Source organism: Nonomuraea sp. NPDC049695 (genome assembly GCF_040674955.1).
Classification (GTDB): Bacteria; Actinomycetota; Actinomycetes; order Streptosporangiales; family Streptosporangiaceae; genus Nonomuraea; species Nonomuraea helvata.
The window spans coordinates 49,872-65,317 of record NZ_JBFANV010000002.1 but is presented as its reverse complement, the minus strand read 5'-3'; the positions used below and the strand labels follow the sequence as shown (position 1 = coordinate 65,317).

At 68.9% G+C, this 15,446-nt stretch carries 15 protein-coding genes; 9 read left to right on the top strand and 6 right to left on the bottom strand.

Annotated features, from left to right (window positions below; genetic code table 11):
* Positions 1-38: 38 nt before the first annotated feature.
* From AB0J64_RS02455 to AB0J64_RS02435, 5 genes are all read left to right on the top strand, one after another.
* On the top strand, positions 39-845 hold the full coding sequence (locus AB0J64_RS02455) for an SAM-dependent chlorinase/fluorinase (protein WP_364019378.1): 807 nt from the start codon (positions 39-41) through the stop codon (positions 843-845).
* Between the two features lie 162 nt (positions 846-1,007).
* On the top strand, positions 1,008-1,532 hold the full coding sequence (locus tag AB0J64_RS02450; RefSeq protein ID WP_364019376.1) for a hypothetical protein: 525 nt from the start codon (positions 1,008-1,010) through the stop codon (positions 1,530-1,532).
* The gene (locus AB0J64_RS02445; RefSeq protein ID WP_364019373.1) at positions 1,529-2,668 is read left to right on the top strand and encodes a S8 family serine peptidase; all 1,140 of its coding nucleotides are present in this window, start codon (positions 1,529-1,531) and stop codon (positions 2,666-2,668) included. Before AB0J64_RS02450 ends, AB0J64_RS02445 begins: the two co-directional genes overlap by 4 nt.
* 52 nt (positions 2,669-2,720) lie before the next feature.
* Positions 2,721-3,125 carry an OB-fold domain-containing protein gene (locus AB0J64_RS02440; RefSeq protein ID WP_364019370.1) on the top strand — a complete coding sequence of 135 codons (405 nt, stop codon included), beginning with the start codon at positions 2,721-2,723 and terminating at the stop codon, positions 3,123-3,125.
* The gene (locus AB0J64_RS02435; protein WP_364019367.1) at positions 3,122-4,306 is read left to right on the top strand and encodes a lipid-transfer protein; all 1,185 of its coding nucleotides are present in this window, start codon (positions 3,122-3,124) and stop codon (positions 4,304-4,306) included. Before AB0J64_RS02440 ends, AB0J64_RS02435 begins: the two co-directional genes overlap by 4 nt.
* A 50-nt stretch (positions 4,307-4,356) precedes the next feature.
* On the opposite strand, the gene AB0J64_RS02430 is transcribed toward AB0J64_RS02435, so the two are convergent.
* The 5 genes from AB0J64_RS02430 to AB0J64_RS02410 form a co-directional block, all read right to left on the bottom strand.
* Positions 4,357-5,370, bottom strand: a complete 1,014-nt coding sequence (locus tag AB0J64_RS02430; RefSeq protein WP_364019365.1) for a dipeptide ABC transporter ATP-binding protein — start codon at positions 5,368-5,370, stop codon at positions 4,357-4,359.
* Positions 5,357-6,397 carry an ABC transporter ATP-binding protein gene (locus tag AB0J64_RS02425; protein WP_364019362.1) on the bottom strand — a complete coding sequence of 347 codons (1,041 nt, stop codon included), beginning with the start codon at positions 6,395-6,397 and terminating at the stop codon, positions 5,357-5,359. The genes AB0J64_RS02430 and AB0J64_RS02425 overlap by 14 nt, the downstream gene beginning before the upstream one ends.
* A 14-nt stretch (positions 6,398-6,411) precedes the next feature.
* Complete coding sequence (locus AB0J64_RS02420; RefSeq protein WP_364019359.1) at positions 6,412-7,386, bottom strand: ABC transporter permease; 975 nt, start codon at positions 7,384-7,386, stop codon at positions 6,412-6,414.
* Positions 7,379-8,323, bottom strand: a complete 945-nt coding sequence (locus AB0J64_RS02415; protein WP_364019356.1) for an ABC transporter permease — start codon at positions 8,321-8,323, stop codon at positions 7,379-7,381. Before AB0J64_RS02415 ends, AB0J64_RS02420 begins: the two co-directional genes overlap by 8 nt.
* Before the next feature lie 127 nt (positions 8,324-8,450).
* Positions 8,451-9,959 carry an ABC transporter substrate-binding protein gene (locus tag AB0J64_RS02410; RefSeq protein WP_364019353.1) on the bottom strand — a complete coding sequence of 503 codons (1,509 nt, stop codon included), beginning with the start codon at positions 9,957-9,959 and terminating at the stop codon, positions 8,451-8,453.
* A gap of 601 nt (positions 9,960-10,560) precedes the next feature.
* Between AB0J64_RS02410 and AB0J64_RS02405 the strand changes: the two genes are divergently transcribed.
* From AB0J64_RS02405 to AB0J64_RS02390, 4 genes are all read left to right on the top strand, one after another.
* Entirely contained in the window at positions 10,561-11,496 is a 936-nt protein-coding gene (locus tag AB0J64_RS02405; RefSeq protein WP_364019350.1) for an ABC transporter permease, read from the top strand.
* Complete coding sequence (locus tag AB0J64_RS02400) at positions 11,489-12,355, top strand: ABC transporter ATP-binding protein (RefSeq protein ID WP_364019347.1); 867 nt, start codon at positions 11,489-11,491, stop codon at positions 12,353-12,355. The genes AB0J64_RS02405 and AB0J64_RS02400 overlap by 8 nt, the downstream gene beginning before the upstream one ends.
* Before the next feature lie 170 nt (positions 12,356-12,525).
* Positions 12,526-12,684 (top strand): hypothetical protein, encoded by a 159-nt coding sequence (locus AB0J64_RS02395; RefSeq protein ID WP_364019344.1) that lies wholly within the window; start codon positions 12,526-12,528, stop codon positions 12,682-12,684.
* A 32-nt stretch (positions 12,685-12,716) separates the two neighbouring features.
* Positions 12,717-13,547 (top strand): hypothetical protein, encoded by an 831-nt coding sequence (locus AB0J64_RS02390; RefSeq protein WP_364019341.1) that lies wholly within the window; start codon positions 12,717-12,719, stop codon positions 13,545-13,547.
* A gap of 754 nt (positions 13,548-14,301) precedes the next feature.
* Here the strand turns inward: AB0J64_RS02390 and AB0J64_RS02385 are convergent.
* A complete protein-coding gene (locus tag AB0J64_RS02385) occupies positions 14,302-15,375 on the bottom strand; it encodes a hypothetical protein (protein WP_364019338.1) in 1,074 nt (357 codons plus the stop codon).
* Positions 15,376-15,446: the final 71 nt, after the last annotated feature.

Below are 15,446 nucleotides of genomic sequence, written 5' to 3'. Positions count from 1 at the left end.
CTGTTCACGGCGGATTGGGAGACGTACAGTCACGAAATGTGACCTCAGTCATCACACTCCTCACCGACTACGGGCTCGACGATGGTTATGTGGCGGCGTGTCACGGTGTGATCGCCGGGATCGCGCCCGAAGCACGCGTGATCGACGTGTGTCACCTGGTCCCCTCGGGAGACGTACGGCGCGGTGCGGCGATTCTCGCCCAGACCATTCCGTACCTCCCCCAGGGCATCCACATCGGCGCGGTCGATCCGAGCGCGGGCGGCGCCAGACGCGCGGTGGCCGTCGAGGCGGGCGGCCGGGTGTTCATCGGTCCCGACAACGGGCTGCTGTCGTGGGCGGTGCGCGCCAGCGGCGGCGCCGAGACGGCATACGAGCTCAGCAACGATGAGCACTTCCTGCGGCCGGTCTCCCCGACCTTTCACGGGCGCGACGTGTTCTCGCCGGTCGCGGGGCGGCTGTACGGCGGGCTGAGACCATGCGAGCTGGGGCCCGAGGTGCCGGTCGGCAGGCTGGTCTCACTGCCCGTGCCGACCTCGCTGCTGCGGGACGGTTCGGTGGAGGGCGAGGTCGTCTCGGTGGACCGCTACGGCAACACCCAGCTCTCGATCGCGGCCGGCGACCTGCACGCGCTGGGCGTGCGGGTGGGCGACACGCTCGGGGTGTGGCTGGGCAGGCGGCAGCTCGCGCTGCCGTATCGGGAGACGTTCGCGGCGGTGCCGCCCGGGGAGCTGGTGGCGTTCGCGGACGCGGCGGGGCTGGTCGCGATCGCGATCAATTCCGGCGACGCGGCGCAGCGGCTGGGGCTCCCACCTGGCGCACACGTCCGACTTTCTCCCACTCCTTAGCGCGAAACTTCGCAGATCGGAATTACTCCGCGTATCGGTCTGTTTACCAAATGACCTCCGGACACGTGTCAGAATGCACACGCGGGCAACCTCCCCTCCCGAGATCTCCCGCTCGAGGTCGACGTGTTCCAGCTGTCCGTTGTGCTGCTCTCCATACTGTCCGTGATCTGGCCACTGCCGGAGCCGCCGGTGTCAGAGCGCTGGCGCGCCTGGCCGGTGTCACAGATCTTTCCCGAGACCGTGCCCGGCCTCAGCCCGTCGGGGGCCCGGGTCACGTACGTGCTGGCCGGGGTCGCGCCGGAAGCGCCCTGCCGGACGGCGTTCCAGCCCGCCGCCTTACGACGCGGCTGCCGCGTGGCCCTGCGCGCCACGTACGCCGACAGCACCCAGACGTTCGTCGCCACCGTGGGCATCGCCGTGCTCGACAGGCCCTGGTCCGAGTCCTACCGCGCGGGGCGGCTCGCGACCGTGCGGCCGCTGGCCTTTCCCCGTGGGCCCGCGGAGCGGTTCGGCGAGCGCCAGTACTTCACCGGCGTGGTGGTCGGGTCACATGAGAACTACCTGGTGGCGACGGCCGCGGGATACACCGACGGCCGACCGTACCAGCCGGGTGACCGGGTCCTGCCGCGGCTGCGCGACACCGCGCGCCAGCTCGCGACGGCGCTGTACCGGGCGCTGACCCGATGAGCCGGCTCCTCGTGCCCGCCCTGGTGGCCGCGCTGGTGGTCGGCATCGCCCCGGCGAGCGCCTCCGACGACGTGGGCTTCGACGACGTGGGCGAGGCCGCGCGGGCCGGGCAGTGGCAGCTCGCCGCGCTGCGGCTGCCCGAGGCGTGGCGGTCGAGCAGGGGCGAGGGCGTGGTCGTGGCCGTGCTCGACACCGGCGTGAACGGCCGCCACCCCGACCTGCGCGGCGCCGTGATCGAGGGCCCCGACCTGACCGGCGCCGCCAAGGGCCTCTGGGGGCGGCACGGCACCGCCATGGCCGGCCTGATCGCCGGTCGCGGGCACGGCGACGAGCGCAGGGGCGGCGTCATCGGGGTGGCGCCCGCGGCCAAGGTGCTGTCCATCAGGGTCACGCTGGAGAACGGCGACCCGCTGCGCGTGCAGCAGCGCTCTCGCGGGCACGACGCGCTGGCCAGGGGCATCCGGTACGCGGTCGACCACGGCGCCGACGTGATCAGCATGTCGCTGGGCGGCGGCAGCGGCGCCTGGGAGGGCTCGGCGTTGGAGGAGGAGGCCGTCCAGTACGCCATCGCCAAGGGGGCGGTGCTGGTGGCGTCGTCGGGCAACGACGGCGAATCGGCCAACAGGAAGAACTTCCCCGCCGCCTACCCCGGGGTGATCGCCGTCGGGGCGGTGGACCGGTCGCTGAACGTGGCCCGGTTCTCCAACCGCCAGGACTACCTCTCGGTGGTCGCCCCCGGCGCGGAGATCGTCACGGCGGACGGGGACGACTCGTACGTGGTGAGCGACGGCACCAGCTCGGCGGCGGCCATGGTGGCGGGCATCGCGGCCCTGATCAAGGCGGCGCATCCGGACATGTCGCCGTACCACGTGCGGATGGCGATCGAACTCGGCACCCGCAGGCGCCCCGCGGACGGCTACAGCCCCGCCTACGGGCACGGGGTGGCCGACGCGCTGCTCGCCCTGCGGGAGGCCGACCGCCTGGACGTGCCCGCGCCGCCCCTCCCCCGCCCCGGCCCGTACTTCGGCAACGGCCCGTCACCCGCCTCCAGAGGGCCGGTGGTGGCGGGCATGCTGCTGATCATGGCGGCGATGTCGGCACATGTGATCACACGCCACCGCAGACGCCGCACCTGACCCGCATGGGGACCCTCCCGCCCTAGCAAGCGCTTGTGCGATACTCCGGACTATGACGTTTGCGATCGAGGGCTGGTTCGCCATCGACGACGACGGCGTCTTCCTCCTGGGCACCAGGTGCGCCGCGTGCGGGACCGTCTGCTTCCCGCCCCGCGGCACCCTCTGCCCCAACCCACGCTGCGAGGAGACGTCGATGGAGACGGTCCGGCTCCCCCGTCGCGGGAGGGTGTGGTCGTACACGAACGCGTGCTACCCGCCCCCGGCGCCCTACGTCACGGCGGAGCCGTACGTGCCGGTGACGCTGGCCGCGGTGGAGCTCGACGAGGTGGGCATCGTGGTGCTCGGGCAGGTCAAGGGCCTCACGGCGGCCGAGCTCGAGGTAGGCATGGAGCTGGAGCTCACCTCCGGGCCGCTGGCCGACGGGCCGCTGGTGTGGATGTGGGGGCGGGCTTCATGAGTGTCGTCGTGCTGGGCGTCGGGATGCATCCGTGGGGCAAGTGGGGCCGGCCCTTCCTCGAGTACGGGGTGGCGGCGGCCCGCGCGGCCCTGCGCGACGCCGGGGTGGCGTGGACCGACGTGGAGTTCGTGGTCGGGGCCGACACGATCAGGAACGGCTACCCGGGCTTCATCGCGGGAGCCTCGTACGCCCAGGCGCTGGGCTGGTCGGGCGCCAGGGTCGCGTCCTGCTACGCGGCCTGCGCCTCGGGCGCCCAGGCGGTCGAGATCGCCCGTACCCGCATCCTGGCGGGCCTGTGCGACGTGGCGCTGGTGGTGGGGGCGGACTCGACCCCGAAGGGCTTCTTCAAGCCGGTCGGCGGAGACCGCCCGGACGACCCGGACTGGCAGCGCTTCCGGCTGCTGGGCGCCACGAATCCCGCGTACTTCGCCCTCTACGCCCGCAGGCGCATGGCCCTGTACGGCTCGACGCCCGCCGACTTCGCCGCCGTCAAGGTCAAGAACGCGCTGGCCGGATCGCTCAACCCCATGGCCCGCTATCGCAGGACCGTCACCGCCGAGGAGGTGCTGGCCTCCCCCATGGTCGCCGACCCCCTGCGCCTGATGGACATCTGCGCCACCTCGGACGGGGGCGCGGCGGTGGTGCTGGCCTCCGAGTCGTACGCCCGCCGGCGGGGCCTGTCCCGCCCGGTACGCGTGGCCGCCGTGTCCACCGTCACCCCGACCTTCCCCAACACGGTCCTGGAACTGCCGAACTTCGCCACCGACTCCTGCGTCGCCGTGCCCGCCCCTGAAAGGCCCTTCAGAGCCGCGATCGCGCACGCGGCCTACGAGGAGGCGGGCATCGGCCCGGAGGACGTCTCTCTGGCGGAGGTGTACGACCTCTCCACGGCGCTGGAGCTCGACTGGATGGAGGACATCGGCCTCTGTTCACCCGGCGAGTCCACCAAGCTCCTGCACGACGGGGAGACGGGATTGGGCGGCCGGATCCCGGTCAACCCCTCGGGCGGCCTGGCCTCCTTCGGCGAGGCGATCCCCGCCCAGGCGATCGCCCAGCTCTGCGAGCTGACCCTCCAGCTGCGGGGCGCGGCGGGCCCGCGCCAGGTCGCGAACGCCCGCGTCGGCCTCGCCGCCAACCAGGGCCTCTTCGGCCACGGATCCGCCCTGATCGTCACCACATGACGCGAAGGCCCTCCGAGGAGACACTCCTCGGAGGGCCGTGAAAGAGCAGGTCAGCCCACGTGCACGACGTCGTGCGTCTCCGCGAAGTGGCAGGCGCTCTCGTGCGCGGTCCCCGGCCGCACCTGCAGCAGCGGCTCCTCCTGGGCGCAGATCTCCTGCGCCTTCCAGCACCGGGTACGGAAGCGGCAGCCCGACGGCGGGTTGGCCGGGGACGGCGGGTCGCCCTGCAGGATGATCCGCTCCCGCTGCTCCCGTCCGTCCGGGTCCGGCACCGGCACCGCCGACAGCAGCGCCTGCGTGTACGGGTGCGCCGGCCGGTCGTAGATCTCGGTGTCCTTGCCGAGCTCCACGAACTTGCCGAGGTACATCACGCCCACCCGGTCGGAGATGTGCCGCACCACCGACAGGTCATGGGCGATGAAGATGTACGCCAGGTTGAACTCGTTCTGCAGCCGCTCGAGCAGGTTGATCACCTGCGCCTGGATGGACACGTCCAGGGCGGACACCGGCTCGTCACAGACGATGATCTCCGGCTGGAGCGCCAGCCCTCGGGCGATGCCGATGCGCTGCCGCTGCCCTCCGGAGAACTGGTGCGGGTAGCGGTTGACGTGGTCGGGGTTGAGCCCGACGACCTCCAGCAGCTCCTGCACCTTCTTGCGGCGGTCGCCCCGGGGCGCCACCTCGGTGTGGATCTCGTACGGCTCGCCGATGATGTCGCCGACGGTCATCCGGGGGTTCAGCGAGGTGTACGGGTCCTGCATCACCATCTGGATGTTGCGGCGCATCCGCTTGAGCTCGCCGCCCTTGGCCTTGCCGATGTCGCGGCCGTTGATCAGCACGGAGCCGGAGGTCGGCCGCTCCAGCGCCATCAGCACCTTGGCGAGGGTGGACTTGCCGCAGCCCGACTCGCCCACGATGCCCAGCGTCTCGCCCTTGTGCAGGTCGAACGAGACGCCGTCGACGGCCTTGATCGCGCCGATCTGCCGCTTGAAGACGATGCCCTGGGTCAGCGGGAAGTGCTTGACCAGGTCACGTACCTCGAGGATGCGCTCACCGATCGCCATCGAGGACCTCCCTCCAGTAGTGGCACGCGCTGCCTCGGGTGCCGCTGATCTCGTGGAGCGGGGGGACGTCGGTCACGCAGTCGTCCTGCCGGTACGGGCACCGGGGATGGAACGCGCAACCGCTCGGCAGGTCGAGCAGGTTGGGCGGCAGGCCCTTGATCGCGTACAGGTCCTGGCCTTTGTGGTCGACCCGGGGGATCGACTCGAGCAGGCCCTTCGTGTACGGGTGGGCGGGCGCCTTGTAGATGTCGTGCACGGGGGCGTTCTCCACGATGCGCCCCGCGTACATGACGGCGATCTTGTCGGCCACGTCGGCCACGACGCCGAGGTCGTGCGTGATCAGGATCAGGCCCATCTGGCTCTCGCGCTGCAGCTCGGCCAGGAGTTCCATGATCTGCGCCTGGACGGTCACGTCGAGCGCCGTGGTCGGCTCGTCCGCGATCAGCACCTCGGGGTCCAGCGCGATCGACATGGCGATCATGATGCGCTGCCGCATGCCCCCGGAGAACTGGTGCGGATAGTCGTTCACGCGCTGCCTGGCGGCCGGGATGCGCACGCGGTCCATCAGCTCGACGGCCTTCTTCATGGCGTCGCCCTTGGACATGCCCCGGTGCACCCGGAACATCTCGCTGATCTGCCAGCCCACGGTGAACACCGGGTTGAGCGCGGACAGCGCGTCCTGGAAGATCATCGCGATGCGCTGGCCGCGCACCTGCGTGCGCGCCTCTTCCGACAGCCTGAGCAGGTCGGTGCCCCTGAAGCGGATCTCCCCCTTGGGGATGACCGCCGGCGGCACGTCCAGGATGCCCATGATCGCCTGAGCGGTCACGGACTTGCCCGAACCCGACTCGCCCAGCACGGCGAGCGTCTCACCGGGGGAGACCGTGTAGCTCACGCCGTTCACCGCGTGCACGGCCCCCTGGCGCGTGTGGAACTCCACGTGCAGGTTGTCGACCGCGAGCAGTGGCTCGTCGCCCAGCACTCGCTCGGTGGGCCCAGGCAACACGTCTGCTGACGTCTTCTTCACTTGAATCCCCCCTTCTACCTGAGCTTCGGATCGAGAGCGTCGCGTACGGCGTCGCCCATCATGATGAACGCGAGCACCGTGATGCAGAGGAACGCGGCCGGGAACACCAGCGGCAGCGGCGCCTCCAGGAACCGGTCTCGCGCGTCGGCGATCATGAGGCCCCAGGAGATGTCCGGCGACGCCACGCCCACGCCCAGGAACGACAGCGCGGCCTCGGCCGCGATGAAGCCACCCAGGTTGATCGTGGCCACGACGATGACCGGCGCCAGCGAGTTCGGCAGCAGGTGGCGGAACATGATCCGCCCCGCTCCCGCTCCCAGCGCCCTGGCCGCGACCACGAAGTCCTGGCTCTTCGCCGTGATCACGGCCGCCCGCATGATGCGGAACGTCATCGGCCAGCCGAGCACCGCCAGCGCGAGGATGACCAGCAAGATGCTGTTGACCTTGCCGCGGAAGGTGGCGCCGATGAGCAGCGCGCCGAGGATCGGGGGGATGGCGAAGAAGATCTCGGTGACCCGCGAGGTCACGGTGTCCACCACGCCGCTGCGGTAACCGGCCACGATGCCGAGCAGGCCGCCGAGGACCGTCGTGATGATCGTGGTGAACACGCCGATCAGGATCGAGTTGCGGGCGCCGTAGATCGCCCTGGCGTACACGTCACAGCCCAGGCTGTCCCGGCCGAACAGGTGGCCGGCGCTCGGCACCTGCCTGGCCGTGGCCAGGTCGCAGGTCCTGGCGTTGAACGGGTCGATCGAGGTGAACAGCGACGGCCAGAACGACATGACCAGCAGGATCAGGATGATGATCGCCGAGATGATGAACATCGGCCGGCGCCTGAGGTCGTACCAGGCGTCGGTCCACAGGCTGGCCGGCTTGCCTTCCTTGGCCTTCTTGCCCTGCTGTGCCGGCGCCGGAGCGGTGACCGTGTCGGTGATCAGGCTCTGCGTCTCCGGGAGTCCGGGCCCCAGCGGCGGGGTTGGGTTACTCATAGCGGATCCTCGGGTCGAGCACGGCGTACAACAGGTCGACGACCAGGTTGGCCAGGATGTAGATCAGCACCAGGACGGTCACGATACCCACGACAACTGGTTGTTCTCGCAAGTGGACGCTGTTGAAGAGCTGATTCCCGATCCCCGGCAGATTGAAGATCGTCTCGGTGATCACCGCGCCGCCCATCAGGTTGCCGAGGTCGGCGCCCAGATAGGTGACCAGCGGGATCAGCGCGTTACGCAACCCGTGTCTGCCGATGACGCGCCGTCTCGACAGGCCCTTGGCCGTGGCCGTGCGGATGTAGTCGGCTCTCAGCGTCTCCGCCAGGCTGGTCCTGGTGAGCCTGGTCAGGTACGCGATCGACGTACCCGCGAGTACGAAGCCCGGCAGCAGGTAGCTGCGGTAGCCCGCGAACGTGCCCGCCACCGGGAATATGTCCATCCCTGTCCACTGCTTGAGCTTCACCCCCAGGACCAGCTGGAGCACGAAGCCGGTCACCAGCGTGGGCACCGAGATCAGCAGCAGCGTGGAGGCGAGGATGGCGGTGTCGATGGCCTTGCCCCGGCGCAGCGCCGCCCACAGTCCCAGGCCGACGCCGATGGCCGCCTCCATGACGAGGGCGGTCAGGGCGAGGTTCAGGGTGACCTGGAACTTGCCCGCCATGAGCTGGGACACGGGCACGTCGGCGAAGTTCACACCGAAGTCGCCTCGGAAGAGCACACCGCTGATGTAGTACCAGTACTGCAGCAGCAGTGGATCGTTGAGGTGATACTGCTCGCGCAGGACCTCCGCCACCGCGGCGTCCGGGCGCTTGTCTCCGAAGAGCCCCGCGATGGGATCACCGGGCAGCGCGAAGACGATCACAAAGATGAGTAGGGTGGCGCCGAGCAGGACGGGTATCGCCTGAATCAGACGCCTGATGACATAACGGCCCATTGAAGCCCTCCGGTACATGACTTGGAGGCAGCCCCCGGAGCCCGTGGTTCACCCGGCTCGGGTGGCTGCCTCCAAGCTCAGCCCTTCGACGGGTGGACGGCAAGGACCGTCCACCCCGCGAATGACGTCAGGCCTTCTCGATGTCCGCCCACTGAACCTGGTTGAGCAGGTTGAGCTTGACGTTCTTGACCTTGGTGGAGTGACCGAAGTTGCTCCGGTAGAAGTAGACCGGGATGTACGGCAGATCCTTGACCAGGATGTCGTCCGCCTGCTGGTAGAACTTCAGGCCCTCGGCGGGGTCGGCGGCCTGGTCGCCCTTGGCCACCAGCTCGTCGAAGTCCTTGTTCGAGTAGCCACCGTAGTTCGAACCGGTGCCGATGGAGCCGGTGCCGAAGATCGGGGTCAGGTAGTTCTCAGCCGACGGGTAGTCGATGGACCAGCCCATACGGAACAGGCCCTTGTACTCCTTGGAGTCGAGAGCGTCCAGGATGCCCTGGAACTTCTCGAACGGCTTCGGCGTGACCTCGATGTTCAGGTTGGCGCGGAGGTTGTTGGCGACAGCCTCGATCCACTCCTTGTGGCCACCGTCGGCGTTGTAGCCCAGCTCGATCTTCTTCGGGCCGCCGGCCGAGTCGTACAGCTTCTTGGCCTCGGCCGGGTTGTACGTGCACGAGGTGCACGCGCCCTGGCGGTAACCGGGGATGGCCGGGTTGATGAAGTCGTCGGCGGGTGCGCGGGTGCCCGAGAAGACCGTCTCGGTGATGGTCTTCCTGTCGATGGCCATCGAGATGGCCTTGCGGACGTCCGGGTTCTTGAACTCGGGGTTGTACTTCAGCGGCACGCCGATGTAGCCGACAGCGGCGTCGGGCTCGTCGAAGTAGCGGTCACCCAGAGCGGCCTTGGCGCTGGCGATCGCCGAGGCGGGCAGCGAGTCGTCGACGTCGAGGTTCTCGGCCTGCAGGTCGTTGTACGCGGTCTCGGCGCTGGTGTAGATCTTGAACTGGAGCTTCTTCCAGTTCTTCGGCTTGGCACCCGGGAACTTGTCGTAGACCGTCATGTCGATGGTCTGGTCGGTGCCCTTCTTGTAGGGCTTGTCGACCTTGAACAGGCCCTGGCCGATCGGCTGCTCGCCGTAGGCCTGGGTCACCTTGCCGTCGGCGCCGAAGGCCGCCTTCGGCAGCGGGTAGAACGCGGTGTAGCCGAGCATCGTCTTGAACTGCGAGAACGGCGCCGAGAGCGTGACCTCGAGCGTAAGGTCGTCGACGGCCTTGAGACCCTTCATCTCCTTGGCCGTCGGCGTCTTGCCCTCACCCGGGTGCACGTCGGCGTAGCCCTCGACACGGCCGAAGAAGTAGGACGAGGCCATGGCGTTGTCCTGGTAGGCCGCGTAGTTCCACGCACGGGCGTAGTCCGCGGCGGTCACCGGCGTGCCGTCGTGCCACGTGTAGCCGGACTTGAGCTTGATCGTCCAGACCTTGCTGTCCGACGTGGTGATCGACTCGGCGGCCTCCTCGACTGGCTGCTTGTTCTCGTCGTAGCGCACGAGAGGCGAGAACACCGCGGCGAGGACCTCGGAACCCTCGGTCTCCGTCGTGTTCTGGGGGTTCAGGAGCTCCTGGGGCTCACCGACTTCCATGCGGACAGGCGTTTCGCCGCCGCCGGAGGCAGTCCCGCCACTGTCAGAGGCACCGCCGCCACACGCGGCAACCGCGAGGGCGAGCAGCGCGGTACCGGCGACGATCTGTGCGCCCTTAGTAACACGCATGGTGAAAGAATTCCTCCCTCTACAGGTGGGCGTAAGCGCTGAGCTGCGGTGATCGTGAGCAGCCTGACGGGGGGTCCTGGTATCCCCCCGGGTTTGGCTGACATGGTCAAACCAGCCGACGCCCTGCCAGTCGATCGCGACTATCCCTTACTACTTGCCACCAGGGAGTCTCTGGCGCGTTGCAGTTCGGTCACACGTGTGCCAATCCAGCGTCACAGACATTCAGTGCAGGAAGCGTTAAACCGTACAAAGATCATGCAACCGGCACAGCCTGGACGTGAACAGTCGATGAAAATTACCCCCTATCGGAGAGTGGTCGTGCCCTTGCCACCACACCTCGGCTCGCTGGGCTACGGTTGAGCAGGTCTTGACGGCGCTTTGGGAACCCGGCGCCGCGAGACTCCGTCCAACTGTCTGTCGCCAACCCGCGTGACAGGCACCCCACCGACCTGGATCCAATAGAGTCCTTGCCATGAGCCAGCCGGAATCCGCTGTCGCGGACGCCCAGGCGGGCGGCCGAAGCGGGCAGGAGCCGCTGGCCAAGCTCGCCAAGAGATACGGGCTTCGCCGTGCCATCGCGCGGCCGAGGTTTCCTGTCTACATGCGCCAGCTCTGGGAGCGGCGTCACTTCATCCTCACGTACGCGACCTCGCGCAACGTCTCGAAATACTCGAGCTCGGCGCTCGGCCAGCTGTGGCAGGTGCTGACACCCCTGCTCAACGCGGCGATCTACTACGTGATGTTCGGCGTCATCCTCGGCGGCAAGAACGGCATCACGAACTACCCGGCCTTCCTCCTGACCGGCATGTTCGTCTTCACCTACACGCAGCGGACCGTCACCGCGGGCGCCAAGTCGATCTCGGGCAACCTCTCGATGATCCGGGCCCTGCACTTCCCCAGGGCGTCGCTGCCCCTTGCCTACACGATCCAGGAGCTGCAGCAGCTCGCCATCTCCATGGGCGTGCTCCTCGTGATCGTGACGATCACCGGCGAGTGGCCCACCTGGTTCTGGCTCATGGTGCCGGTGGTGCTGCTGCTCCAGACGATGTTCAACGTGGGTGTGGGTCTGGTCGTCGCCCGGCTGGGCGCCCAGATGCGCGATCTCAACCAGTTGCTGCCGTTCATCACCCGCTTCTGGCTCTACGCCTCGGGCGTCTTCTTCTCCATCCAGGACAAGGTGGTGCACTCCGCCAAGCTGCCCCAGTGGGTCGCCGACGTGATGTATCTCAACCCCACCGCTTCCTTCATCGAATGGATGCGGGAGATCCTCATCTCGTCCCACAACCGTCAGTTCGGCCACCACCCGCCGACGATGGTGTTGGTGTCTTGCGTATTCTGGGCGGTGTTCACGCTTGGCTTCGGCTTCTGGTACTTCTGGCGGTCCGAGGAGAGGTACGGGCGTGGCTGAACTGACCAAGGAGCTGTCACAGGTGAAGGGCGAGAAGCCCGCCGTTCCCGGCAAGGATGTGAGGGTGCATCCCAATCCGGAGCCCCAGGGCAAGTCGCCGATCGACGTCCCCACGGGCACTCCGACCGTCATCGTCGACGACCTCCACATCGTCTACCGCGTCTACGGCGCGGCCTCGGACGTCGAGAAGGGCAACGCGGTCAACGCCCTCACGCGCCTGCTCAAGCGCCAGGGCCGGCCGCAGATGAAAGAGGTCCACGCGGTCAAGGGCGTCACGTTCGTGGCCTACCACGGCGACGCCATCGGCATCGTGGGCCGCAACGGCTCGGGCAAGTCCACGCTGCTGCGTGCCATCGCGGGTCTGCTCCCCCCGCACGAGGGCGCCGTCTACACCGACGGCCAGCCCTCGCTGCTCGGTGTCAACGCGGCCCTCATGCGCGAGCTGACCGGCGAGCGCAACATCATCCTCGGCTGTTACGCCATGGGCATGACGCCTGCCGAGGTCCGCGAGAAATACCAGGAGATCGTCGACTTCTCCGGCATCGACGAGTTCGTCCAGCTGCCCATGTCCACCTACTCCTCCGGCATGGGCGCCCGCCTCCGCTTCGCCATCTCCTCGGCCAAGACCCACGACGTCCTCCTCATCGACGAGGCCCTGGCCACGGGCGACCGCGAGTTCCGCAAGAAGAGCGAGGAGCGCATCCGCCAGATCCGCGAGTCCGCCGGCACGGTCTTCCTCGTGGCCCACGACCTCAAGGTCATCGAGGAGACCTGCAACCGCGTCATCTGGCTGCACAAGGGCAAGATCAAGATGGACGGCGACCCGAAGGAAGTCATCGCCGCCTACAACAAGGGCTGACTCCGCCCCTCCACCAGCGCCACCCTCGGGGGTGGCGCTATTGGCATGTTCGATCTTGCGTGCGACACTCCGGCGACCCCTGTGACAAAAGACTGACAGCGAGCCTGCCGTTCCGATAGAATTCGAACGTCAATTCGATCCGAGGGTCGCTGATGGAGTGGGAGCGCGCGATGGTGGAGCTTTCGACCGCGATCGACCACCTGGCCACCGAGGACGTGTCCGAGATTCCCCGGATGCAGCTCGCCGAGCAGCTGCTGGAGTTGCACTGGCAGATGGCCAGGCTGCAGGCCCAGATAGCCCGCCGCACCGGCGTCCGCCTGCCATGGTGAGATCGTTTCGGCTCACGACCGGGGAGTAGCCCATGACCGAGCGGATATACCAGTTCGTCGCGGACGAGGCGCAGGTCGACGCCGCCGGCGCTCCCCCGCGACCGGCCAGCCTACGAGCGGTGGATCGCGTGTTCTGGAACATCCCCTGGGCTGAGCTGGCCGATGTCCCGGTCCTGCGGCGGTGGTTACGCGAGCACGGTGTGACCGATACTCATGAGTCCGGCGGTCCGGAGCCGTTGCAGCGACCGTCGTCAAGCCTTGAGGAGCCGTACTCCATCGCATCAGACTCGTGGACCGTGTGGAAGGGGCCCGAGCTGACGCGCCTCGATCAATGCGAGGGCTGCGGCTTGACCATCCACATGGTCGCCCCACCGACCGAGATCGCGCCCCGCCAGATCAGCAATGTCGTGCGGAAGCTCGCCAAGACACCGCTCACCTTTCTGCCCGCTCCGCGCGCCTATGTGGCCGATTCTGAGCTTGTCGAGGCGGTGCGCTCGGCCGGTCTCGATGAGGGCCTGGTGACGCGTCCGGTGGACAGCCGAGGCCGGGCCCTGCTCATCTGGTCGGACGCCGCACTGGGTGGCCCGGCATACCCGTACGGGCCCGAGCCCTGCGCGGTGTGTGGTCGAGCCGCGCGCGCGACCGAAGGCGGACGGCAAGTGGCCCTCCCCGACTACGCCTACGAGCTGACCTTCGAGGCCGAGCCGGCCCACTGGTCCTGGAGCACTGTCTACGGGCAGCAGACACCGCTGGTCTCCCATGAGGTGGCCGAGTTCCTGCTGGGCGTCGTGCCGAGAGTGCGCTTCAGACCACACGGCAGACCGGACAATCCATACCGGTTCCTGCCGGAACCGTACCGATGATCGTCGCCGACCCCACAAGAAAAGGCCGCCGGCCCCAGAAGGATGGGACCGGCGGCGGGGCTCGTGCGGCGCCGCTGCCCTGCAGTTGGCGGCGCGGTGCACGAGCCAGGGCGCTGGGCGCGTCCGCCCAGGCCCGTCATGAGACCGCCCGCTTTCGCGGGGTCTCAACCCACGCGCGTCAGTGCCTCGGGCGCGTCTGGCACCTGCGAGCGCCCGTCGGCCTGTCGCGTCGGTGTGACGACGTCTCCCCATCGGCCCCGCCGACCTGCCGCACCAGAAACGGCGGCACCGGGCCTCCAGCACCAGAACGAACGGCACTCGGGCCGCCGCGCTCCGGCAACGGGCTTACGGCCTGCCTGGCCGGAGCGGCGGCACATCGACCACCGCGCCACGGCAACGGCATGCGGCCTGCCACGTCAGGCCTGCTGCGCACCACAGGCGCATGCAGGCCGGCGCGCGCCTGACTGACGCGTGCAGACCATCGTGCGGACAGACCCGCACAGATCACCGCGCGGACCGTCGTGCCGGCGGACGGGGTGCTGACCGCCGTACAGACGGACGCGCACAGATCGCCGCACCGGGACGCCGGCGCCGGGCCCGGGAAAGGGAAAGGACGTCGAGGGAACAGCTGGGGCGCGCGAACGGGACCGCGTTGTCGCCGGCATGGCCGGTCTCCGGGCGTCGGCACCTAGGACACCCGCGAACCGTCGCACCGGCTCTCGGCGAGCCGCCGCTCTGGCGCCTGCATCCGCGTCTAGTTACGGATCCAGGAGTCCCGCACCGAGCTCGTCAGCGCGTCGGTGGTCCATCCAAGCGCGGTCAGCACGTCGCTGTACGTGCCGGCGGCCTTGGTCGCATTGGTGGAGACGAAGCTGGAGGCGTCCTCGGCGAGCGGCGTGAGGCCGTCCGCGGAGGCGGCGTGCGTGGCGCCCGGCAGCGCCTCGATGACCGGCGCCATCTCGGACGGCGCGACCTGCCCGATCACGGGCGACAGCCGGCCGCTCCTGGCGTGCGGCAGCGCGCGCCTGGCCGCCTGGCTGAGGCCGGTCACGACGCCGTCGGCCGACAGGGAGTCGGCGCCCTTGGTGGTGCTGTTCATGGCCCTGGCCGCGGTACGGTTCACGTCCGCGACGCTGGAGCCGGTGGCCGGCAGGAGGGCGGCGCTGTTGACCTGGTTCACCACGTCCCCGGTGGGGGTGCGGAGCAGGCCCGTCAGCGCGTCGTAGGCGCCGCCCGAGGTCACGGCCTGGCCGCCGCCGTTCTTGCCGGCCTTCACCGAGGGCGCCGGCGGCTGCGTCAGCCGTACCGCGTCCGGTAGGACGGGCACGGGGAGGGCCTCGGTCAGGCCACCGCCGCCGAGCGGGAGCCCGCTCGCGATCTGCGACAGCTCGGGCAGCGGACCGCTCTGCCGGGTGACGTCCTCGGCCGCGTTCGGCGTGATGACACGCTTCCGGCGGTTCGCGGGTACGACGTTCTGGCGGTTGGCCTGCGCGCCGTTCTGCCGGTTGGCCTGCGCGCCGTTCTGCCGGTTCGCGTGTGCGCCGTCCTGACGGTTCGCCGGTACGGCGGCCGGGTGGTTCGCCGGCTCGGCCCCCGGCCTCCGGTTCACCGGGCGGGCGTCGGGCTTGGGCTGGGCGGCACCCTGCAGCATGCCGTTCAGCAGGCGCCCGCCGACCACGCCGCCCAGTAGGCCGCTGATCGGGATTCCCGCGGTGGTGCCCCTGCCCTGCCGCTCGTACCTGGCGGTGTCCGCCTGGGCCGGCACGGCAAGAGCCGCCGCCAGGCCGAATGCTGTGACGGCTGCCGCCGTCTTGACTAGTCGATTCATGATTGCCTTCCCGGCTCGTGATCGATCGCTCTCGAATGAGGTGGAAATGCGAATCGATAACCCCCGAATGC

Bases quoted from the DNA above. Each gene is read 5' to 3' on its own strand.
- AB0J64_RS02445 (WP_364019373.1), top strand. From the start codon at position 1,529: ATGAGCCGGCTCCTCGTGCCCGCCCTGGTGGCCGCGCTGGTGGTCGGC.
- AB0J64_RS02440 (WP_364019370.1), top strand. From the start codon at position 2,721: ATGACGTTTGCGATCGAGGGCTGGTTCGCCATCGACGACGACGGCGTC.
- AB0J64_RS02435 (WP_364019367.1), top strand. From the start codon at position 3,122: ATGAGTGTCGTCGTGCTGGGCGTCGGGATGCATCCGTGGGGCAAGTGG.
- AB0J64_RS02430 (WP_364019365.1), bottom strand. From the start codon at position 5,370: ATGGCGATCGGTGAGCGCATCCTCGAGGTACGTGACCTGGTCAAGCAC.
- AB0J64_RS02420 (WP_364019359.1), bottom strand. From the start codon at position 7,386: ATGAGTAACCCAACCCCGCCGCTGGGGCCCGGACTCCCGGAGACGCAG.
- AB0J64_RS02415 (WP_364019356.1), bottom strand. From the start codon at position 8,323: ATGGGCCGTTATGTCATCAGGCGTCTGATTCAGGCGATACCCGTCCTG.
- AB0J64_RS02410 (WP_364019353.1), bottom strand. From the start codon at position 9,959: ATGGAAGTCGGTGAGCCCCAGGAGCTCCTGAACCCCCAGAACACGACG.
- AB0J64_RS02405 (WP_364019350.1), top strand. From the start codon at position 10,561: ATGAGCCAGCCGGAATCCGCTGTCGCGGACGCCCAGGCGGGCGGCCGA.
- AB0J64_RS02395 (WP_364019344.1), top strand. From the start codon at position 12,526: ATGGTGGAGCTTTCGACCGCGATCGACCACCTGGCCACCGAGGACGTG.
- AB0J64_RS02390 (WP_364019341.1), top strand. From the start codon at position 12,717: ATGACCGAGCGGATATACCAGTTCGTCGCGGACGAGGCGCAGGTCGAC.
- AB0J64_RS02385 (WP_364019338.1), bottom strand. From the start codon at position 15,375: ATGAATCGACTAGTCAAGACGGCGGCAGCCGTCACAGCATTCGGCCTG.